This window comes from Levilactobacillus wangkuiensis, assembly GCF_016861605.1.
Taxonomy (GTDB): domain Bacteria; phylum Bacillota; class Bacilli; order Lactobacillales; family Lactobacillaceae; genus Levilactobacillus; species Levilactobacillus wangkuiensis.
The window spans coordinates 1-21,943 of the sequence record NZ_BOLM01000023.1 but is presented as its reverse complement, the minus strand read 5'-3'; the positions used below and the strand labels follow the sequence as shown (position 1 = coordinate 21,943).

At 50.8% G+C, this 21,943-nt stretch carries 17 protein-coding genes; 5 read left to right on the top strand and 12 right to left on the bottom strand.

The features are described from left to right. Positions 1-11: 11 nt before the first annotated feature. Positions 12-815: a chitosanase gene (locus JUF13_RS12445; protein WP_203639936.1), complete on the bottom strand. Its 804-nt coding sequence runs from the start codon at positions 813-815 to the stop codon at positions 12-14. Positions 816-972: 157 nt separating this feature from the next. On the opposite strand from JUF13_RS12445, the gene JUF13_RS12440 reads away from it, so the two are divergent. Beyond that, positions 973-1,161 carry a helix-turn-helix transcriptional regulator gene (locus tag JUF13_RS12440; RefSeq protein WP_203639935.1) on the top strand — a complete coding sequence of 63 codons (189 nt, stop codon included), beginning with the start codon at positions 973-975 and terminating at the stop codon, positions 1,159-1,161. 2 nt (positions 1,162-1,163) lie between these two features. After that, complete coding sequence (locus tag JUF13_RS12435) at positions 1,164-1,694, top strand: DUF3278 domain-containing protein (RefSeq protein WP_203639934.1); 531 nt, start codon at positions 1,164-1,166, stop codon at positions 1,692-1,694. Positions 1,695-1,742: 48 nt separating this feature from the next. On the opposite strand, the gene JUF13_RS12430 is transcribed toward JUF13_RS12435, so the two are convergent. The 3 genes from JUF13_RS12430 to JUF13_RS12420 all read right to left on the bottom strand — a co-directional run bounded on the left by JUF13_RS12430 (position 1,743) and on the right by JUF13_RS12420 (position 4,558). Beyond that, on the bottom strand, positions 1,743-3,140 hold the full coding sequence (locus JUF13_RS12430) for an MFS transporter (RefSeq protein ID WP_203639951.1): 1,398 nt from the start codon (positions 3,138-3,140) through the stop codon (positions 1,743-1,745). A 121-nt stretch (positions 3,141-3,261) separates the two neighbouring features. Beyond that, positions 3,262-3,921 (bottom strand): HD domain-containing protein, encoded by a 660-nt coding sequence (locus tag JUF13_RS12425; protein ID WP_225893667.1) that lies wholly within the window; start codon positions 3,919-3,921, stop codon positions 3,262-3,264. Between the two features lies 1 nt (position 3,922). Further along, positions 3,923-4,558 (bottom strand): TetR/AcrR family transcriptional regulator, encoded by a 636-nt coding sequence (locus JUF13_RS12420; protein WP_203639933.1) that lies wholly within the window; start codon positions 4,556-4,558, stop codon positions 3,923-3,925. A 217-nt stretch (positions 4,559-4,775) separates the two neighbouring features. Between JUF13_RS12420 and JUF13_RS12415 the strand changes: the two genes are divergently transcribed. Next, positions 4,776-5,669 carry an ABC transporter ATP-binding protein gene (locus JUF13_RS12415; RefSeq protein ID WP_203639932.1) on the top strand — a complete coding sequence of 298 codons (894 nt, stop codon included), beginning with the start codon at positions 4,776-4,778 and terminating at the stop codon, positions 5,667-5,669. A gap of 6 nt (positions 5,670-5,675) precedes the next feature. Then, positions 5,676-7,298: an ABC transporter permease gene (locus JUF13_RS12410; protein WP_203639931.1), complete on the top strand. Its 1,623-nt coding sequence runs from the start codon at positions 5,676-5,678 to the stop codon at positions 7,296-7,298. 354 nt (positions 7,299-7,652) lie between these two features. Here the strand turns inward: JUF13_RS12410 and JUF13_RS12405 are convergent, their stop codons facing one another. The 6 genes from JUF13_RS12405 to adhE all read right to left on the bottom strand — a co-directional run bounded on the left by JUF13_RS12405 (position 7,653) and on the right by adhE (position 15,826). Beyond that, positions 7,653-8,126 (bottom strand): hypothetical protein, encoded by a 474-nt coding sequence (locus tag JUF13_RS12405; RefSeq protein ID WP_203639930.1) that lies wholly within the window; start codon positions 8,124-8,126, stop codon positions 7,653-7,655. A 290-nt stretch (positions 8,127-8,416) separates the two neighbouring features. Then, positions 8,417-9,604, bottom strand: coding sequence for an acetate/propionate family kinase (locus JUF13_RS12400; RefSeq protein ID WP_203639929.1), 1,188 nt, complete (start codon positions 9,602-9,604; stop codon positions 8,417-8,419). Between the two features lie 190 nt (positions 9,605-9,794). Then, positions 9,795-10,145, bottom strand: a complete 351-nt coding sequence (locus JUF13_RS12395; RefSeq protein WP_203639928.1) for an aggregation-promoting factor C-terminal-like domain-containing protein — start codon at positions 10,143-10,145, stop codon at positions 9,795-9,797. 226 nt (positions 10,146-10,371) lie between these two features. After that, positions 10,372-10,995 (bottom strand): aggregation-promoting factor, encoded by a 624-nt coding sequence (gene apf, locus JUF13_RS12390; protein ID WP_203639927.1) that lies wholly within the window; start codon positions 10,993-10,995, stop codon positions 10,372-10,374. Between the two features lie 1,032 nt (positions 10,996-12,027). Further along, entirely contained in the window at positions 12,028-12,639 is a 612-nt protein-coding gene (apf, locus tag JUF13_RS12385; protein ID WP_203639926.1) for an aggregation-promoting factor, read from the bottom strand. A 568-nt stretch (positions 12,640-13,207) separates the two neighbouring features. Continuing rightward, complete coding sequence (gene adhE, locus JUF13_RS12380; RefSeq protein WP_203639925.1) at positions 13,208-15,826, bottom strand: bifunctional acetaldehyde-CoA/alcohol dehydrogenase; 2,619 nt, start codon at positions 15,824-15,826, stop codon at positions 13,208-13,210. A 776-nt stretch (positions 15,827-16,602) separates the two neighbouring features. Between adhE and JUF13_RS12375 the strand changes: the two genes are divergently transcribed. Then, positions 16,603-18,396: a glycerophosphoryl diester phosphodiesterase membrane domain-containing protein gene (locus tag JUF13_RS12375; protein ID WP_203639924.1), complete on the top strand. Its 1,794-nt coding sequence runs from the start codon at positions 16,603-16,605 to the stop codon at positions 18,394-18,396. Positions 18,397-18,489: 93 nt separating this feature from the next. Here JUF13_RS12375 and JUF13_RS12370 read toward each other — a convergent pair whose 3' ends face one another. Both JUF13_RS12370 and JUF13_RS12365 read right to left on the bottom strand, forming a co-directional pair. After that, complete coding sequence (locus tag JUF13_RS12370) at positions 18,490-19,014, bottom strand: DUF1836 domain-containing protein (RefSeq protein ID WP_125765267.1); 525 nt, start codon at positions 19,012-19,014, stop codon at positions 18,490-18,492. Positions 19,015-19,103: 89 nt separating this feature from the next. After that, entirely contained in the window at positions 19,104-21,449 is a 2,346-nt protein-coding gene (locus JUF13_RS12365) for a cation-translocating P-type ATPase (protein WP_203639923.1), read from the bottom strand. Positions 21,450-21,943: the final 494 nt, after the last annotated feature.

The following is a 21,943-nucleotide window of genomic DNA, read 5'->3' as shown; positions in this document are numbered from 1 at the left end:
AGAGCTTTTGTTTATCTCAACCGATACGAATCCCCATACATCTGCCAATGCAACGGTCGTTTTAACTGATAATTCTCATCCTTGATGAATCGACGCTGTACGTTTAACCGGGAGAGATCCTTGTGCGCCTTCTCCTCTCGCATCACACCCGTCCGTACCTTCAGAAAGGCCCGCAGATACTGCGCCTGATCGCCACCTCGCCGTGGCGTCTTGGCCAATTTCCGTGCCCGCCGGCGAATACCCCCGAAACTATTGCGGTCCGCACCCGGGCCATGGACCACGATGGCGTCGTAATAAATATACTGTCCGAGTGGACTCAAGTTGTCCTGCTTGGCCGCCCGTAAAACCGGCTTGAGATATTGCCGATTCAAAATGGCATCCTGGGCCCGCACCATTTGGGGGTCCTTCGCTGCCCGGCGCCAAGCCTTTACAAATTTGGGACCCAGGCCAACATGGGAGGCCGTCCCGTTTACCCGCCGCAACGCTGGTAAATAGCGTTTTAGTCCGTTATGGTGCGTTTGTAGACGACTGTAGCGCTGAACTACCTGCCGCAGGTCACCAGTGGCGGACGTAAACCCAATGATGCCAGCGGTATAACCACGACCATCCCCAATATCTTCGATGTACCCATATTGCTGCCGGTAATTGATGGTCGAATTCTCTGCGCTAGCAACTAATGCAAAGGTCGTCGCCCGCAGCTGACCGGATTTAATTGTCCGCTTGGCCTGGTATCCCGGCGTCTTAGCCGCACACCCCACCAGGCTACTGGCCAGTAACACCAATAACGTTCCCCGTAAAACCCACTTCATTTTCATGTTCCATAGCTCCCCGATTCACTAGACTTATTCCCCCCTAGCTTACCGAATTCCGACCGATTTTGCCACCAAAAAGTCATTTATATTTGACATTTTATCACCGCTTTTGTATTCTAAAGATGTCATATATATCTGATATTTCAAAGGAGGTACCCGCGTGAATCGAGTCAAAGACTATCGTAAGCAAGCTGGCCTAACGCAATTTGAACTGGCTCAAAAAGTTGCAGTTGCCCGCCAAACCATTAATCTAGTCGAAAACGACAAATATAATCCATCACTCGATCTGTGTCTGCGGCTCGCCAAGGCCCTCCACACGGATCTCAATCACTTATTCTGGGAGGCATAATCATGGTAAACGGGGAAAATTTACGTGATAAGATTGTTAAACACTTTTTCAATATTACCGGGGATTTCGATGAATACAAACGGCAAGAGGTCAACCGGATTGGGACCAACGCCTTTTTCATGTGCCTACCAGTGCTCCTGTTGGGTCCGGTCATCGCGTTGCTGTGGCAAACCCAATCGGCTTACATGGCCCTGATTGGACTCGCCGGTTTTGACGTCGCGTTCATCACAATTGTCATCTGTCCCTACCTGATGGCCGCCAGTCGTCGGGCCCACCTGACGGACCACGAAGTCAGTGTCCAGGATCTGCCGGCCGCGCGGAAACATATCTTGTGGGTGTCACTGGGGCTAGCCATTTACTTCGCTGTCTTCATGTACTTGGAACAGGCTTTTCTGGGGACCTTTTTCGATGGCCAGTTGTTCACGCAGGAACTTGTGTCGTTCGCCAATATTTCGGGGGCCATTGTCAGCGGCTTTTTCTTCGGTGTCATTATGGGCCTCACCTACTGGGCTCGCTTGAAAAAACAACAATAAATCTACGAGAAAACAGGGTCATGACAATCGTCATGGCCCTGTTTGTGGTTATTTATCATTTTTTTGATAACGGAAAACAATGAAGTAAAAGCCAAAGTTGATGAGACTCAACACGAAAATCAGTCCAAAGGCCAGTTGGCTCCCAATCGCCGTCTCGTGGGCATACGACATGCCACTAACGTTCACCGACGACATCAGAGCCGCCAAAATTGTGGTCCCAATCGACCCAGCGAACTGTTGCCCCGTGTTATAAATTGCGTTGGCATCGGCTCGTTGACTCATGTCGACTTCCTTCAGTCCGTTGGTCAGCGTGTTACTAAACGCCATCGACCGTCCGACACTGAAGACGACATACATGATGGCAATCAGCACGACGCTCAGGTGTTGGCCAAAGGTCATGAAGACCAGCGCCGCAATCATAAACAGCGTACTCCCCATCAAAATCGGCAACCGTGCCCCATGTTCGTCCAACAAATGACCGAACCAGGGCTGAAGAATCGCCGTCACCAGGCTCCCTGGCAACAGCATCAGTCCCCCAATCAAAGAGGTGGCACCCACCACAATTTGGGCGTAGTTTGGCAGCGCAAAGTTGATGCCGATATTACAAAATTGTAGGGTAAAGTAGGCGAAGAAGCTGTAAGTAAAGACTGGATTCTTGAAAATTTCCAGTTTTAATAGTTGGCGACTGCTGTGCTTGGCCAGAACAATGTAGCCCCAGATGGCCACGATTGCCAAACCAATCCCACCCAGGAACTCCCAGCTGAGGGCCCCCGCGGTCGATACGCTGTTCAGTCCCAAGGTAAAACTAATAAAGGCAATTGCGAGTAAGCAGAATTGTCCCCAGTTGAACTTAACCAGCTTGACTGGCGCGTACTGCTTGATGGCCCCGACCCCCAGCAACAGGATGATCAGTTCCACCGGCATTGTGGACCAAAAAATCATCCGCCAGTTGGCCAGGTAAACCATGATGCCCCCAAACGTAGGGCCACTGGCAGGCGCAATCATCAGGATCAGCCCCGCCATCCCCATGTAAAATCCCAGTCGCGACCGGGGAACACTTTCGACGACGATGTTAAACATCAGCGGAATTGCCAGACCGGCGCAACCCGCTTGGATCAAGCGACCAACCAACAAAATCGGAAAGTTAGTTGCGAGCGCACAGATTAAATCGCCTAAAATAAACGCCAAAGCGGCGGCCACGAATAATTGTTTATTTTTAAATCGTTGCTTCAAAAAGGCCGATGTAATCATCAATAACGCCACCATTAACAGGTAACCGGTGGTGATCCACTGCACGGTATTCAGGGACACGTGCATTTGTTTCATCAGGGTAGGAAAGGCCACGTTCATCGACGTTTCCACCAAGATTCCCAGGAAGGCCATCAGGGCAATCGCAAAAATTGCAATGAGATTGCCCCGTGGCACCTTCTCGGACTGAGCTGTCATTTGCAAATCAATCTCTTCTCTCTAAATTTAGCATTATCTTCAATCATACGCATTTTTCGGTTAAAATGCACCGTTAAATTTAGATTAAATCGGTTTCACAGCAAAATAAAAACGCGGTGGCCTAAGCTTCCGCGTTCCATTCGGCTTTATACTCAGCTAGAAAATCGAGCATGACCTGTTGCCGATGCTCGGCTAACTGCTTAGCAGCCGTCGTATTCATCAAGTCCTTTAGCGTTAACAACTTCTCGTAAAAGTGATTGATGATGGTTTCGTTATCTAAGTTACGGTACTCGGCGTGCGTCATCTCAGTTCGGGGGGTCACGGCTGGGTCATAAATTTTTTCACCAAAGTGCCCGCCGAAATAAATTGCTCGGGAGATACCAATGGCCCCAATGGCATCTAACCGATCCGCATCCTGGACGATTTGGCCCTCTAGCGGCAACGGTTTCGCTGTGCCATCTAGCGTTTTATGGTAGGACATGTTGTCCATGATTAAGAAAATCGCATCGATCTGGGCCGTCGTAAATCCTTGGTCGGTTAAGAACTGCCGAACTTCCTCACTGGCTGCCACGGTATCGTCGACCAGTTTTTCATCAATAACATCGTGTAAATAGGCCGCGGTCAACGTTTCGAGGTGATCGGCATCCGGATAGGATTGGCTAATGCGGTCAGCCAGGCCGACGACCCGTTGAATATGGTCAAAGCCGTGACCAGTCTCGTCATCCCCCATTTTCGATTGTGAAAATTGTCGAACCGCCGCTAAAACTGTGGTCTCTGTCAACTTAATCGTCCTCCTTGTTCGCTTGCGATTCCGGTGGCGTCACTGCTGGTGTCCCCGCAAATCCGTAGAAAAATAAATGCATTAATTGATTAACCAGCCGTTGATACGTGGCCGGTGGAATGTTGGCTGTGCTGAAGTAGGACACGTACATGTGGAGGTAGATCAACAGCGCTTCATCGGAGATATCTGGGCTAATGATGCCACCGGCTCGGCCCCGCGCAATCACGGTGCCCCAAAACTTTTGCTCACCGTCTTCGTAGGCTTGCCGTACCACGTTGCTGCCGTTCTTCCCCTGCATCTCGGCCATAACAAACTGATAGAAATCGGGATGGATGCCATCACTCAGTCGAACCTTATTCGTTATCATGGCTTTGATAATCTCAGGAAACGGGACCTGTGCGTCATCAATCAGCTTTTGAAAACTCGCGTAGCCCTGATTGATCATCTCAATGACGACCTGGTGGCCCAACGCTAATTTGCTCGGAAAATACTTATACAGCGTGACCTGGGAGACCCCCGCCGCTTCAGCGACCGTCGTCACGTGCGTTGCCTTAAACCCGTCTTGCGTAAATAATTTGATACCGGCGTCCAAGATGCCTTGCCGTTGGCGAGTTTTCCGTTCTTGATTCGTTGCCATGCCTGTCACCACCCTCGTCCACTTGTCACATTCGTTGCTAATTTTACAGCTCGAATCAGCAACAGCGCTACTCGTTATTCATTTTATCATACCCCATTTAAGGAAAGAATTTAATTTTAGTGAACTATTTCAGCATAAAAGTTCACTTTTTCGTTGACTTTGGGTACCCAGGGGCTTACGATGTAAACGATTTAAAACTGTGAGGAGGGGATTACTTATGACAAATCCTGTACTTCAAATTAACCATCTGCAAAAGAAATTCGGCCACTTCCAAGCCTTAAAGGATATCACCTTTGAGGTGCGCCCCGGCGAGGTCTTTGGCTTCATCGGCCCAAATGGCGCGGGAAAATCCACGACTATTCGGGTCCTGCTCGGCATCATCCGGGCTTCCGGTGGGACGGCCACCATTTTCGGCCAAAACGTTTGGACTGATAGCGTCGCGATTCATCAACGACTGGCCTACGTCCCCGGCGATGTGTATCTCTGGCCCAATTTAACGGGTGGCGAAATTATTGATCTCCTTCTTAAAATGAACGGCACCGCACATTCCGCCAAGACCGACGACTTAATCAAACAGTTTGGTCTGGACCCAACCAAGAAGGCCCGTACCTACTCCAAAGGGAACCGACAGAAGGTCGCCTTGATTGCGGCCTTCTCCCAAGAGGCTGATTTCTACATCTTTGACGAACCCACCTCCGGGCTGGACCCCTTGAACGAACGCATCTTCCAGGATGCCGTCATGGACCTCAAGGCGCGCGGCAAGGCCGTCTTACTTTCCAGTCACATCCTTTCCGAAGTGGAACGCATGTGTGACCGGATTGGCATCATCCGTGAAGGCCAAATCATTGAATCCGGGAGTCTGGCTGAAATGCGGCACCTGACTCGAACCATGGTCACCGTTACGTTGGGCGATGACTTTGATGTCACCACCCTCCCCGGCATTCACGGGGTTACCGCTGGTCATGCCCCGCACGAATGGCAATTTTCCGTTGAAGATGAACACCTCAGCACGGTCATGAACACGTTGGCCCAACACCAAGTCGTGGCGCTACAGAGTACGCCGCCAACGTTGGAAGACCTCTTCATGCATTACTACACGGGAAAGGAGTGACCCACCATGACGCGTTTTGGACGTACCGGCCAACTGATTCACCTGAATTTCCGGCGGGATCGGTTCCGAATTCTCATGTGGCTCATTCTCTTAGCAGCCTTGATGGCTAGCGTTGCCTGGAAGTTCGAAGATATTTACGGAACGCCTAGTGAAATTGATGCCATCAAAGGGACCCTAGCCAGTCCCGGAATCGTTGCCATGTTTGGGGCCTTTCCCTTTACGGCTAAGGTCACCACAGCTGAAATTTTTGCGAACGAAATGCTCTTATTTATGGCCCTGATTCAGGTCGTGATGAACCTCGCTCTCAGCGTTCACGCCACCCGGGCTGAAGAAGATCTGGGTATCACCGAATTGGTGCGCGCTCACGCGGTCGGGACACTTTCACCGTTGGCCGCCGCAGCTAGCGAGCTCGTTATCATCAACGGTGTCCTGGGTATCCTCTACAGTGCGGGTCTCAGCGCCGCTAACATGCCTGGTGCCACTACCGAGGGTAACTGGCTGATTGGCATGGGACTGGCCGCTACGGGGCTCCTGTTCGGGATGCTAGGACTTCTGACTGCCCAGTTGGCTGACCACTCGGCTAGTGCAACGGGACTGGCCTACACCCTATTTGGTATCAGCTACCTGGCGCGGATGATCACGGATGTTCAGCAGCCTAAGTTAACGTGGTGGTCTCCGCTGGGCTGGGTCGAAAAGCTCGCACCCTACAACGATCCGCACTGGTCCCCCATCTGGCTAAGTCTGGGTCTCGCTGTGATTCTACTTGTTTTCGCCTTCATGGCGAACAATCGCCGGGACCTGGGCGCTGGTGCCCTAACGACCCGTCCCGGTCGCCGACAAGCCTCGACTTTTCTCCGAGGACCCGCAACGCTGGTCTGGCGGCGCCAACGTAACGTGATCATCGCTTGGATTGTTGCCGTTATCGTCTTTGGCGTGGCTTACGGAACCGTCTTCAACACGATTGGCGATATTCTTAAGACTAACCCGACCATGCAACAGGTCTTCGGCGCGGCCATGGTTCACGAGGCCAACCACAAGATTCTGTTGAGCTTCACATCACTCCTGTCAATCGTCATGGCTGCCGTGGCCATCATCCCCGGCATGCAACTGATTCTCAAGGTCCACAGCGATGAGACCCGTGGCTGGTTAGAGGCCCTGTACGCACGGCCACTCAGCCGCACGCACTTGCTCTTTAGCTATGTTGGCACGGCATTTGTGACCAGCACCCTCGCCTTCATTGGTGGCCTGGGTGGCATTGTGGTCATGGGGGACGCCAGCCTGACGCACGTGAAAGATGGCATCAGTGCCAGTGAATTCTGGCACGGCATCGCGGCTCAGCTGCCGGAAATTTGGGTTTTCCTCGGCCTAGCCGTTCTCTTGGTCGGTTGCTGGCCTCGCTTGAAGTCTCTCAGTTGGGCCTACCTGGCTCTGGGCTTCATCAGTGTCTACATGGGCAGTCTCCTAAAATTTCCCGACTGGGTTCAAAACGTGACTCCCACCGGCTGGATGCCACGGGTACCCCTGCACGACATCAACTGGACCACGTTTAGTTGGATGGTCGTTTTAGCCATTGCCCTGGTCATTATCGGCTGGCAAGGTTACCGACGGCGGGATTTACACATGAGTTAAAGTTTCCAACCACTAGTCCATCACGGCTGGTGGTTTTTGTTTTGATAGCAGCAACAATCAACTTGGTTTCACCAGCTTAACCGTCTCCAAATCAAATAGCAAGCATTAACCATCAATAATGTTATCTATATTTCAACACAAAATTTACAATATTGAGTGGTGTGTGAGTCCCATGGCTTTTAGTTTAAGCAGTTAACCCATAACGAACCAACCATTTTCATTAGATATTTCTCGCAATTCGGCAAAACATCAGGTATGCTAAGAATACGTTGGCTCCCCCAGCCATTTAGACGTAAACAAAACCGCACCCTTCTCCTAACAGAAGTGGTGCGGTTAAGTTTAGCCATAATTAAATTATTGAATCACTACATCGTAATGGTTGCCCGTGATGGCCGTCCCGCGGTCATGCACGACGCCCATACCGAGTGGTGTCATGATTTTCGTACCAAACGCCACGTTGGCCGGCGCCGCAACGACGCGATAGCCGTTGGGATCCAACCCGTTAGCGCTAATGCTGGTACCATCGGCCGTTAAACTACCGGAATAGTAGGTCCATTTATTGCCGTTCAAGTAAACGACGCCCTGACTTTCAAATTGGGCCACGCTGATAGTCGCACCAGCCGTGCTACTCGTATTAGTGGTTTGACTGGCAACGCTGGTATTCTTGACCGGCGTGGACTGACTGTACGTACTGGTCTGCGGTTGGTAATGATAACTGGAAGCAGCGCCACGGTAGGTGTTGGCACTCGCCGTGACACTGGAAAAACCGATACCGGCTGCTAACACAGCGGCGAAGCTAATGGTCGTCAAAATAACTTTCTTAATCATCAAATGGTTCCTCCCTTATTTAACGACCCCAGCTTACCGCCGAGATATCTCAACGGCATTAGCAAATCGTTACCGCTCGATTAAGGAATCGCCCGTCAGATGACAAAATGACACGGTCTTTACCTGATTGTCATAGTGGTCAAGAAAACGTTAAGTCCCGACTTAAGGTGCCATTAACATCAGTTTGATACGGTATAGTTGCCTTGGTTTACGCTGCTAATCGCCATTTTTCTAAGCGCAGACAACAAAAAAGGCCCAGGAAAGATTCCCGGACCTCCTCGCAACTTAATTTATTTTGTTAGCCGTTCCACATCACGAACGATCATTAATTCTTCGTTCGTTGGCACGACCAGGGTCTTAACCTTGGCGTCGTCTGGACTGACAATGTGTTCTTCCCCACGGAAGTCGTTCTTGGCAGGGTCGATGGCAATGCCAAAGTAGTTTAATTTATCAGCAACGGCTTGCCGCATGTCCACGCCGTTCTCACCGGAACCGGCCGTGAAGACGATGGCATCCACGCCACCCAATTCGGCGATGTAACTACCAATGTAACTGACAACCCGGTCCACAAACATGTCCAAGGCTAGCTTAGACTTTGGCCGTTCATCCTGGGTCTGTTCCAGGTCCCGTTGGTCGGGTGACAGCTCAGAAATCCCCAGCAACCCAGACTTATGGTTCAAAATGTCGATCATTTCTGGCATGGTCTTGTGGAGCTTTTCAGCTAGGTAGGCCACCAACGAGGGGTCGATATCCCCGGACCGCGTCCCCATCATGACCCCAGCTAGTGGCGTAAAGCCCATGGAGGTGTCCAGCGCATGGCCGTCCTTGAAGGCGGTAATGGAGGAGCCTGATCCCAAGTGCAAGGTAATCATTTTCAGTTCGGCCAATGGCTTGCCTAAGATTTCGGCTGCCCGGTGCGCCACGTAACGGTGACTGGTCCCGTGAGCCCCGTACTTCCGGGCCCCAAATTTTTCGTAATATTCATAAGGAATGCTGTACATATAGTTGACCGCTGGCATATCTGTGTACAAAGATGTGTCGAAAACGGCGACCTGCTTGGCTTCCGGCAATAATTGTTGGAAGACCTCGATGTAGTAAGCCTGAACCGGGTTGTGCAGTGGCGCATAATCCTTCAGTTCCTTGATCTGCTTCAAAACGACGGGCGTGATGACCGCGGAGTCCTTGAAGACTTCCCCACCGGCCACGATTCGGTGACCCACACCGGTGATTTCACTCAGGTGCTTCACGATCCCGTAAGACTTCAGCCGCGTCAGGACCATCGCTGCCGCCAGCTTGTTCGTAATGTTATCCTGTGTTTCCGTTTTCTTAGTACCATCGGGCAGCTTGACCTTGAAAATGGAGCCCGGTAAATTCAACCGGTCTACCATTCCTGATGCGATAACAGTCTCTTCCGGCATAGAAAAGAGCTTCCACTTCAAAGTTGAGCTACCTGCGTTAATTGCCAATGTTTTTGCCATGAGTCGATCCTCCCAATCTTTTCTCGGTTACTTCCCAGTTTAAATGATTCTGTAACCGCTTTCAAGAAAAGAATGACTTTCTGTGAGAATTTTTAGACGCGACTTGCAAAAGGGTGCTTCTTGAAAGCTCAAGCAACAAAAAATCCCACCAACAATTAATTGTCAGTGAGATTCGTTTAAATTTAAGTTTTTAGAACCAGCCGTAGCCTAACCAGTGATGCTTGGCCTGCGTCCATGAGCCGTAACGGTTATGGGCATAGCGGTCAGCGGTCTTTTCCTGGTTGGCCTTACTGTAGTCACCCTTCAACATGGAAATGGTGAGTTGGTATTTGCCGTAGTACCGGCCGTTACGGGCGCGGTAGTTGCCACCGGATTCCTTAACGGCGATCCAGGCCTTGGCGCGTTGTTCCTTCTTGGATAAGTTGGACACGTAGGTCACGCTGGCTTCGGCAGTCGTTGTTGAATTCACAACGGATGAAACACTAGGGAGGGTCAGTGAAACGACCATCACGATAACCATGAATAGAGTTTTAAGTTTCAACTGAACACCCTCCTTAATGAATTTGTTAAGAATATCATAACGTTCTTAAGTTACAGCCCCGTTGTCTAAATGTTACAAACCTGTAACGACCCACCCCATTTTGGCCCGTCTGGTGTAATATATTGTCGTTTAAGCCCGGTGGGACCACGAAAAAACGGCGGTCAGTCAAAGGCACTGCACCGTCGTTTTCTGAATTATTTATTTAATTGACCGAACCAAGTTGGGTTTAGTACCAACCGTTTGCTTGCCAGAAGGACTTCGCAGCGGCCCATGAACCGTAACGGGAGCTAACGTAAGAGTTGGCAACCTTTTCCTGGTTAGCGGCTGAGTAGTCCCCGTTCAGGTATGACTTGCTCAATTGGTACTTCCCGTAGTAGTTACCGTTAGAGGCCGTGTAAGAGCCACCAGACTCCTTGTTAGCGATCCAAGCCTTAGCTGAAGAGCCAGAGGTGGACGTCGTTGAAGTGGCCGTAGAAGCGCTGCTGGTCGTCCCAGTGGTTGCTTGGCTACTGTAGTTGCTGGTTGAAGCGGTATTGTTGGTCGTGGTGTTAGTCGTCGTGGATTGGCTAGGCGTAGTAGTAGCGGCACTAGTCGTTGACGTCGTGGTGCTAGTGGCGTCAGGGATTTCTAAGGATTCACCCACGTAAATCAAGTTAACGTTCTTTAAGTTGTTTGCTTTTTCGATTGAGGAGACGCTAGATTTGTACTGGTTAGCAATCTTAGCAACCGTGTCTCCCGACTTCACCGTTACCCGGACGTCGGCGTTGGCGGAAGTAGTGCTGGCAAATAACCCGGCACCTAATACGGCTGCAGTTCCTAAAGTAGATACTAAAACTTTTTTGATATTCATAAAAATGAATGTCCTCCTTTTGATTAGTGAATCTGTCTATCAATTACTTAACGAGACCTATCATAACCCGCGGAGGTTACACCGCTATTGTTCCTAAGTTACGGCCACATTAAGAAAAACCGGCTTAAATGACAAACCGTAACGTGGTTAATCCCGTTGCAACATTAACCGGGTTTACGGTCCTTACGTTGCGGTCGTGTGACGATTACGGACGGGGTAACGGTCCTGATTTGCTTGAACTTAGCGGTTGAGATTGTCTGGAGCTCAGAAATGTTGTTGTTAAATTTGGGCTTTTGTTTGAAATTGCCGTTAATAATGGCGAAGCAGTCGTTGTGAACTGCCTTTGATCCGCGTTAAAAGATGATTGTTGTCGTATGGTTAATCATCGTTTCTTCTATAGTAATTAGAAATTATTTTCAGTGGGACTACTGATGATTGCCAGCACCACATAGCGTTAGGCCGAAATTCTAGTCCGGACTTCCGTTCAATCTGGCTTGTTTTAGACCGTTTGACTGGTTATCCACGGGTCTATCCCGATGCTGGCGGCCTCTGAAACGTGCTACGCGGGGCAGGCCCCTGCGCTTAACCCCGGTTCAGCAACGACCCAAACCCGAGACTTTCGTTCAATCTGGCTTGCTTTAGACCGCTTGACTGGTTCTCCACGGGCCTATCCCGATGCTGGCGGCCTCTGAAACGTGCTACGACAGCCAGGTCCCTGCGTTTAACCCCGGTTCAGTAACGACCCAAGCCCGAGACTTTCGTTCAATCTGGCTTGCCTTAGACCGTTTGACCGGTTCTCCACGGGTCCTATCCCGATGCTGGCGGCCTCTGAAACGTGCTACGCGGGGCAACTGGTTCCGCTTAACACCGTAACGGAAACGCCCCAAACCCGGGGGCACTCCCGTTACGCCGTTAATGCTCGCCAGTTAACCGCCCCGCTCCGCACTCTAAAAAAGCGCCCACAGACCTGCATCTGTGGGCGCCACTTGAATTTAAACGTTAATTTATTGGCTTATCTAAGCTATTTCTAGTTTAGTACCAGCCGTTTGCTTGCCAGAAGGCTTGCGCAGCTGACCATGAGCCGTAACGGGAAGATACGTATGAGTTGGCAACCTTTTCTTGGTTGGCGGCTGAGTAGTCACCGTTCAAGTAGGAAGAGCTCAGTTGGTACTTACCAACGTATTGGCCGTTAGTTGCTGAGTATGAACCGCCAGATTCCTTGTTGGCGATCCAAGCCTTAGCACTGGCTTCTGAACCAGACACACCAGTTGAAGCAGTCTTGCTGCTAGCTTGGGTGTTCGTGGTTGCTTGGCTGCTTTGACTAGTCGTGGATTGGCTAGTTTGGTTGGCAGTCGCAGTCGTGTTTTGGCTAGCAACATTGTTAGTAGAAGTTGTGGTAGCTTGTTGACTTGAAGGGACGCTCAGCGTTTGGCCGACGTAGATCAAGTTGCTGTTGCTCAAGCTGTTAGCACTTTCGATAGCGTTAACGGATGAGTCGTACTTGTTGGCTAATGACCAAACAGAATCCCCCTGCTTGACCGTAACATTCGTATCGGCGTTGGCCGTTACGCTAGTGGCGAAGAGGCCGGCACCGACAATGGCAACCGTACCCAAAGTATTAACTAAAGCTTTTTTGATATTCATAATAAATGAACGTCCTCCTTTGTTTGCTTAACGGCTATTAGAATAACTGATGGTTGTGTCAGTTAGATTGGCGTTACGTTACGCCAGCATTAAGAAAAATATTACAGTATGACATTCCGTAATATTTGTAACGTCACTGTCACATAAACCGCTTTTTTACCCCTGTTTTTACCCAGATGAGGCGAAACGAGGTCGGTATTTGAGTGCTTTTTGCACCTAAAATCGTGTTTTTTTTGCCTGTTTTCATGAAAATTTGATGAAATTCCGGTCCATTTATGGCCATTTTCATAGTTCTGCGTATTAACAGTTAAGCAGAATCGGCCGTTTTGAACTGGCCTAGCTACCCTAACTCTCCCAACATTTTGCCCAACCAATCAAAATAAACCAATCACCAATCGTAAAATCCCACCGCCAATCAGTTAAATAAATTTCGTTATATTATAGTAGAAACCGATCATTTAAGTGGAAAGATCTCCCAATCGATCACCCCTTTTGACCACGCACAAAAAATCCGCTCAGCCCTCAGGCCAAGCGGATTTTTCGAATCTACCGACAAGCATTGCAAACGTTACTTTTCAACGTTCTTCCCGTCGTATTCATCAATCATAATTTGCTTCAGTTCAGAAACCAGTGGTTCCCGTGGGTTAGCGGTCGTGCATTGGTCTTCGAAGGCCAGTTCGGCTAACTTGTCGACTGCCTTGTCGAAGTGGGCCTTGTCCACGCCGTTAGCCTTCAAACTCAAGGTCACGTCAACTGAGTGCGCCAAGTCGATGATCTTCTTGACTAAGGCTTCCTTCAGTTCTTCCTTGGTCGTTCCTGGCAAGCCAAGGTAGCGCGCGATTTGGGCGTAATCTTCGTCAGCCCGGAAGTATTCGTACTTAGGCCACATGGTCAGCTTCGTTGGTTCTTGGAAGTTGTACCGGATCACGTGTGGCAAAGTGATGGCAATGGCTAACCCATGAGGCAGACCGAATTCCCCACCCAGTTTGTGGGCGATAGAGTGGTCGACCCCGAGGAAGGCGTTGGCAAAGGCCATCCCGGCTAACGTTGAGGCGTTATGCATTTCTTCGCGGGCAGTAATGTCGCCGTTGTAAGAGTTGGTCAGGTTATCCATCACTAACTTGATTGCTTGCAGTGACCATGGACGGGTGTAGTCGGACGCCATGTTTGACACGTAGGATTCGATGGCGTGGGTCAAAACGTCCAGTCCAGAGTAAGCAACCGTCTTCTTAGGCACCGTTTCGATAAATTGTGAGTCCACGATGGCAACGTCTGGCGTCAAAGCGTAGTCGGCCAATGGGTACTTCACGTGGGTCTTGGAATCGGTGATGACGGAGAATGGTGTCACTTCGGAACCAGTCCCTGAAGTCGTTGGGATCGCAACGAATTGCGCCTTGTGTGGCTTGTTAAACTTGTAAGCCCGCTTCCGGATGTCCAAGAATTTCTGCTTGGCACCGAAGAAACTTGCGGATGGGTCTTCGTAGAATAACCACATGTTCTTAGCAGCATCCATTGCGGAGCCCCCACCTAAAGCCACGATGGTATCTGGCTTGAACATCCGCATCTGCGTAACCCCACGGTTGACGGTGTCAGTCGTTGGGTCAGGTTCAACGTCGGAGAACAGCGAGTATTCGATGCCGTTTGGTTGGCGCTTCAATTCGTTCAGCACCGTGTCAACGTAACCCAATTCAACCATGGCTGGATCGGTCACGAGGAAGACACGCTTGATACCAGGCATGTCGTCGAGGTAACGAACGGACGTCTTTTCAAAGTAAACTCGAGGTAATTTAATCCACTGCATATTATTTCGCCGCTTTGCAATCGTTTTGATGTTCAACAGGTCAAATGAGGAAACGTTATGGGACACGGAGTTCTTACCCCATGAACCAGTACCTAACGTTAATGAAGGCACCATTTCGTTGTAGAGGTTCCCAATCCCACCGATGGCGGATGGCGTGTTAACCAGAACCCGGCTAGCCTTCATCTTGATCCCAAATTCGGTTGCTAAATCGTCATCCATGGTGTGAATGGCAGCCGTATGGCCCAGCCCACCGAAGTGGAGCAATTGGTCACAGAGATCAAAGGCGTTTTCCTTGCTGGTAGCCTTGTAAACGGAAATCATTGGGCTCAATTTTTCTTGTGATAATGGGAATTTTGGCCCCACACCCGTGATTTCAGCAGCTAAGACCTTGGTGCCAGCGGGAACCTTGATGCCAGCAATGTCAGCGATCTTTTGAGCAGACATCCCAGGAATTGGTCCCTTAACGCCGCCTTCAGGCTTGAACATTGCGTCGGCCAAAGCCTTTTCGTCGCTCTTCTTAATGAAGAAGACACCGCGGTCTTGCATTTCTTTCTTCGTTTCCGCGTAGATCTCGTGATCGATAACGGCACTGTTTTCAGAAGCACAAACCATCCCGTTATCAAACGTCTTGGATAAGACGATGTCGTAGACGGCCCGCTTGATGTTGGCGGTCTTTTCGATGTAAGCTGGACCGTTACCAGGACCAACCCCTAAGGCTGGCTTCCCGGTTGAGTAAGCAGCCTTGACCATGCCAGGACCACCGGTAGCCAGAACACTGGCAACCATTGGGTGGTTCATCAAAGCAGTCGTGGCCTCGATACTTGGCGTTTCAATCCAGGAAATCACACCCTCTGGGGCCCCAGCAGCGATAGCAGCGTCGCGAACGACTTTAGCGGCCATCACGGATGACTTTTGGGCTTGTGGGTGGAAGGCGAAGATGATTGGGTTCCGCGTCTTCACAGCAATCAATGACTTGAACAGCGTCGTGGACGTTGGGTTGGTAACGGGGGTAACCCCGGCTAAGATCCCCAGCGGTTCAGCAACGGTGATCAGTTGACGTTCGTGGTCATCTTTAATGATGCCGACCGTCTTATCTTTTTTAATCGAGTGCCAAATTTCTTCAGTGGCGAACATGTTCTTGATGGCTTTGTCTTCCATAACACCCCGACCGGTTTCGTCGAAGGCAGCCTTAGCCAACTCCATGTGGTGGTCCAGGCCGGCGATGGCCATTTGGTGGACGATGTGGTCAACCTTTTCTTGGTCGAAACTGTCCATAGCACATAAAGCATCGTGGGCTTTAGCAGTGAGCCGGTCGATCATTTGATCAACGGTTTCAGTGCTTTCTTGGTTTTTAGTAGTTTTTTTCTCTTTCACGTCTTTTAACATTCTTATGCCTCCATTTTTGAAAACATCCTTGTTAACTTCTTCACGAGATATATCATATCATGATTTTGAGATTACGCAAGCCCTTTTTGTTAAAAATATCACAATTAATTTGTTTAGCTGGTTAACCCATTAGTATCAAGGCATAGGACTGTCTGTAATGAAAGCGCATACACAATTGGAAAAGAAATTTCTGGTTAAATAAGTCTGTGAATTAAATCACTACCTAACTGTTTTGTTTTCATGATTTCTATGAAAATAACCTAAATTAGCCCACTCCCCCTCCCCACATCCCCCACTAGCCGAAATGACCCGAAGTAACCAACTATTTTCTCCGGTTGTTCCATAGAGATTATGCTAAAGTAGTAGATATGGAAGCCGTTTAAGGGAATAATTGTTTGGTGACTGACTATATGTAGAATTCGCAACAACTGAGCTTCCATCTCACAATGAAACGCACCAAGCCAACATTCTGTTGGTAAGAACAAAACCAGAAAACGACCAGAAACAAATACCACCGCCGTACAATCAGAGTCACCGTGTCAGCCGCAGGGGCGCCAGAAATGGGCTCAGCCGTGGGATTTCCTGAGGGAACCTCAGGAAATGGTGACTTTGAGACGCGCTCTTGGCGGCTCAAAGTAAGTCCCGAGACCGCCCTTTGGCTCGGGGCGTCCTCCCCACAGCGTCACAGCCCATTTCTGGCGCCCCGGAGGCGGCAACCAAGACCAATTTAACAGAATCACCTACATAATATTTGTTACTGAGAGGAGTTGAGGACTGTGCAGGCATGGCAGTTCTGGCGAGAATCAACCCGCCATTTTTTCCAACACTGGGGCAGCTACGTCACCCTAGTCTTTATCACCAACTTGGTCATTAGTTACTTAGCGGTGCCGGCCTTTACCTGGCTGACCGCGGCGCTGTTGAAATGGCAGCACGTCCCTTACGTGTCCTACACCAACATCGCTGCTATCACGTTGCAGCATCCCCTGGCCATCATCGGTCTCCTACTAATTCTGTTAGCGGTGGTCACGCTGATCTACTGGCAATTTGCCTTTCTCCTACTGGGAATCACCAACATTCGGACTGGGCGACCGGACTCCACGCGGGCGCTACTGGGCGACACCATCCGTAGCATTGCCGGCGCCTCCCCCAGCACATTTCTCTTCTTTATTGGGTACTTCATCGTCATTATCCCGTTTGGCAGCGAGCTGTTTACCACGCCACTGCTCAACAAGGCCAAGATTCCGGCATTTATCATTAGTTATTTAATGGAAAATCCCGTGTGGACGGCTCTATTGGGAATCTTCTACGTCGGTGCGGCCTATCTGGGGATTCGGCTGATTGCCGTGTTGCCCCTGATGATGATTGACCATTACCACAGCCGCGAGGCCATTCGCCTCAGCTGGCAACAGACGCGCCGAAACTTTTGGAACTACTTTAGCAAAATTATTGTGACGCTGGCCTTGGTCAGTGCCGCCGTCTTTGTCATCTATGCCGCGCTTTACATCGGGCAAGTGCTCTTCGACAAGACCAGCTTCGGCTTGGTTGCCGCTACCGTGAACCTCTTTTTGATGGAAGTCATTACGGAGTTTATCGTCTGCTACGCCACCGTGCTGTTCATGATGGTCATCCTCAGCAGTCACGAGGCCCATCGCCGGACACCACTGTCCCTGTTCAGTTTCCGCGAACCAGCGAAGACTAAGTTCCGGACGCGACTGTTGATTACGAGCGGTCTGGTCGTCATCAGCGCCGCCCTGGTTGGGTTCAACCTGGTCTATCTAAACGGCCTCGCCATGAGCAAGCCGCTGACGATTGCCCACCGAGGCGTCGATAACGGCAACGGCGTACAGAACACGATTCCCGCCATGGTCAAGACCAGCAAGGAGCGGCCCGACTACGTGGAAATGGACATTCGCATGACTAAGGACCATCAGTTTGTAGTCATGCATGACGCCAACCTGAAGGCCCTCGCCAACATCAAGAAATCCGTGTCTAAGCTGACGCTGAAACAACTGACTCAGATTACCGTCACGGAAAATGGCTATCAGGCAAAGATTCCCAGCTTCAACCACTACCTGAACACGGCTATTGCCCATCACCAGAAATTACTGATCGAGATCAAGACGGGCGGGGCCGACACTAAGGACTTGCCCGAACGCTTCTACCGGCAGTTTGGGTCACGCATCATGGCAAATCATGAGCAGGTGCACACACTGAGTTACAAAATTATGAACCGACTGAAAAAAGAGCACCCGCAGCTATTTGTCAGCTACATCATGCCCTACAACCTGACGTTCCCGCAGACCCGGGCCAACGCCTACACCATGGAATCGACGACTTTGAACGATACCTTTATCGACCAGGCAGCTCGTGAACACAAGAAGGTTTACGCTTGGGATATTGACACCATCACCAATTTGGACCAAATGATGTTCATGGGTGTCAACGGCGTCATCACCAATAACCTGTCGCTGATTCAACAGGAAATCAAGGACAACACGGATCATCCGAGCTACGCCAACTTACTTTTGACGTTTATGAATGATTTGTCGTTGGAGACGCAGACGCAATAGACTGAACGCTAAAAACACCTAGTAACCGGGAATTTCCCTGACTACTGCAACCAAAAATGCCATCCCATTGATAGTCGGGATGGCATTTTTTGATTATTTCTTTTCAATTTTTCGTAAAGGTCGCTTGATGAGATGTAGCAGCTTTTCTGATTGCAAGCGCGCCACAACCGCGTCGACGGCGACCTGCATGAGTTTTTCGTTCAAGTCCTTGGCTGCCGGTTGAACCTGGTCCTCACCTAAATGGTGGAGCCGGTCTTCCAGGCTGTCAATGAAGTTGTCATAGGCCTGCTTGGGGTAATCGCCCGCCGTAATCTGGTCGATCCCCGAACGGACCGTATCCGTTTGGAACATGGGCTTCAGGAGGCTGATCATTAAAATATCGGTCAGCTGCATGGTCTGATACTTCTTCTTGACGGGGGCCAAAATCACGTTGTGTTTCACGTAATTATTGATCATCGCCGGGGTAATCGTGTCGACACCCAAGGGGCCCAAAACATCATTGATCAGCGCCGTTACCTGGTCCATATAGAGGTCAAACTTGGGTAAATCGTCCCACCGGGGTAATTTAACCCCGTGCATCTGGTGTTCCCACCGCGTATATTGATTGAAATCAGCCATGTCTTTTCCCTACCCTTCCGTTTCTAGTTCTGATTATAACATATAATCTAGTCTTAGTGACTAGCTAAAACCTAAAAACGGCAATTCATCTAGCGCCAACGAATCTTACTGAGAATCCGGTGACCCAGTCCGTCTTGGACCAGGATGAATACCGGAATCACACTAATCATCAAGGGCAGGTAAATCAGCGCTAGTTGCCAATTCAACAGGCTGACCAGCGAGAAAATCGGGCCAAAGAAGATGAAGATGACCGCAAACAAGCTCGCCATCAACACGACCAGGCCGACCTTGAACCGGTTCAGCGGCCGCGCGACCATGACCAGGGCGTTGAGACTAATCAGCCCCGTGATCAGCACGCTCAACGTGGAGGTCGTCGCGAAGGTCAGGTGGAATTGCGTGCCAATCGCCATGATGACCAGAATGTAGCCGACCACACAGATGGCTGCCGGCGCCGCAATTTCCATAACTTGTTTCATAAAACGACCGGCAATCCGCGCGTAGTTAGGCTGTAGCGCCAGGAAGAACGTGGGGATTCCCACCATCAATGAAGAAATGGGCGTCAGCTGAATGGGTTCAAACGGATAGCTGCGACTCATGAAGATAAAAATCAGCGTGAGCGCGACCGAATACATGGTCTTGATCAAGAACAGCGAGGCCACCCGTTCGATGTTGTTGATGACCCGGCGGCCTTCGTTTAAAACATTGATCATGGCGTCAAAGTTCGAGTTGACCAGGACAAAATCGGCCAGACTCTTGGTGGCTTCGCTCCCGGAGGCCATGGCAATACTGCAGTCGGCTTGACGCAGCGCCAACAGGTCATTGACGCCGTCACCGGTCATGGCGACCGTGTGCCCGGCTTCCTGGTAGGCCTTGATCAACCGTTCCTTTTGTTGCGGCGTGACCCGACCAAACACGTTATAGTCGGCCACAAGCTGGGCGTAGTCTGGGTTAGCGCCCACCTGGCTCATATCGACTAGCTGTTGCGCCCCGGCGATGCCCGCCCGGCCGGCAATACTGGCCACCGTCACGGGATTGTCCCCGGAAATGACCTTCAAAGCCACGTCCTGATTAGCAAAGAAGCCAAACGTATCCTTGGCACGCGGCCGGAGCTCATCGGTAATTAAAATTAGCCCGATGGCTCGCGGTTTCGTTGGCTTGGGCGTCGTGAGCTGTTCCGCTTCCGCCAGTAACAGGACCCGGTAGCCCGCGGCCGCTAAGGTTTGAATGCGTCGCTGGACGTCGCTGGGCACCGTGTCGAAAATGAATTCCGGCGCACCCATGAGCGTTGCGTGGCCGTCGATGACCGCCCCACTCCATTTACGCCCGGAGGAAAACGGTAAGACGTCTTGCGCCGCAACTTCTGGTGAACCGTACGCCTGCTGGACCGCCTGTGCCGTTTCGTTATCGTCGCCGGTTGCCGCCACTAGCTGTGCCAGTCGCGTCTGGAGGTCTGCCGCTGGCACATTTGCCAACGGTTCCACCCGGTCAAGTTGTAGCTGACCGTTGGTGATGGTCCCGGTCTTGTCCAAACACAGGACGTCGACCCGAGCCAGCGCCTCGATGGCGGGTAATTCCCGCACCAACACGTTGTGACGCCCCAGGGTAAACGCCCCGGCCGCGAGCGCTACCGAGGTCAGTAGGACCAGGCCCTCCGGAATCATGCCGACCATTGAGGCCACGGTTCCCAGAATGGCGCGGTTCTGGCTCTGTCCCCGCAACATCGCGGACACGAACAAGGCCGCCCCTAAAGGGATAATGGCAAACGTCAATACTTTAATAATACGATTAATAATGATGAGCAGCTGGCTGGCACTCCGCCGCTTTTGTTTGGCCGAGTGCGCCAATTGTTTCACAAAGCTACCGTGGCCGACCGTGGTGGCCTGCACCATGGCCCGCCCCCCAAGGAGGACACTGCCGGAAATTAGGGAGTCGCCCGTCGCCTTTAAGATTGGCGTGGACTCCCCAGTAATCTGGGATTCATCGACCTCTAGTCCGGCGGTATCCCGAATCAGGCCGTCGACGGGGATCTGGTCCCCGCGATGGAGTTCGAGCAGATCGTCACTCACGATGTCATCTTGGTGCCGTGCCGTCAGCTGACCGTCCCGCAGCACGTCAATCGTGCCTTCAGACAGGAGTGCCAGCTTGTCGACCTGCCGTTTGGACCGAACTTCTTGGAAAATACCAATCCCCGTATTGACCACGACGACGCCCAAGAAGAGTAGATTTTTATAGCTACCGGTGACCAAAACCAAGGCCCCCAGCAGCACGTTGATTAAATTAAAGAGGGTTAATAAATTATCCCGAAAGATTTGTTTCACACTTCGGGTCAGCGGGGGTAAGGGGTCATTCTGCAGACCAGCAGCCACCCGCTGCGCAACTTCATCCGCGGTTAGTCCTTGATCTAACGGCGTTTCATAACGTTCTGTTGTGGTCATTTCCCCGCAACCTCCCTTTCTTTGGGTTACTCGTTTTTTGCGTCTCCAGGTCGGTGAAAATAGACTGGGACGCGGTGGGCGCACGGCCGGAGCCATAAACCGGTCTCCAGCCTTATTTTGAGCCGAAGTTCACGTCTCAAAAATATCAGTTTCCTAAGTGGCACAGCCACTAAGGAAACTCCCACGGCTGAGTCTATTTTCACCGACCTTCCGACTCACAGACGTTTAACCCACGATGTTTTTACCATTATATTTGTGCCTCTTACGCTAGTGTCACCGGCCTCTGAGGCTCTTTTCAATCTCAAAGACGAGGTAACCCGGCGCCATAGCAAAGCACCTGTAAGAATACACCTTCATTGTACTAGAAAAAGGGTTCATCCGGCGCTTAATTCGTTCAGTTCTACGCAATCTTTTAGACCCCAATTGTCAAATCAAGTGCAACACAGGACAGTAAGGCGTAAGCATAACCGGATGCATGTTCTTGAAGACCTGTG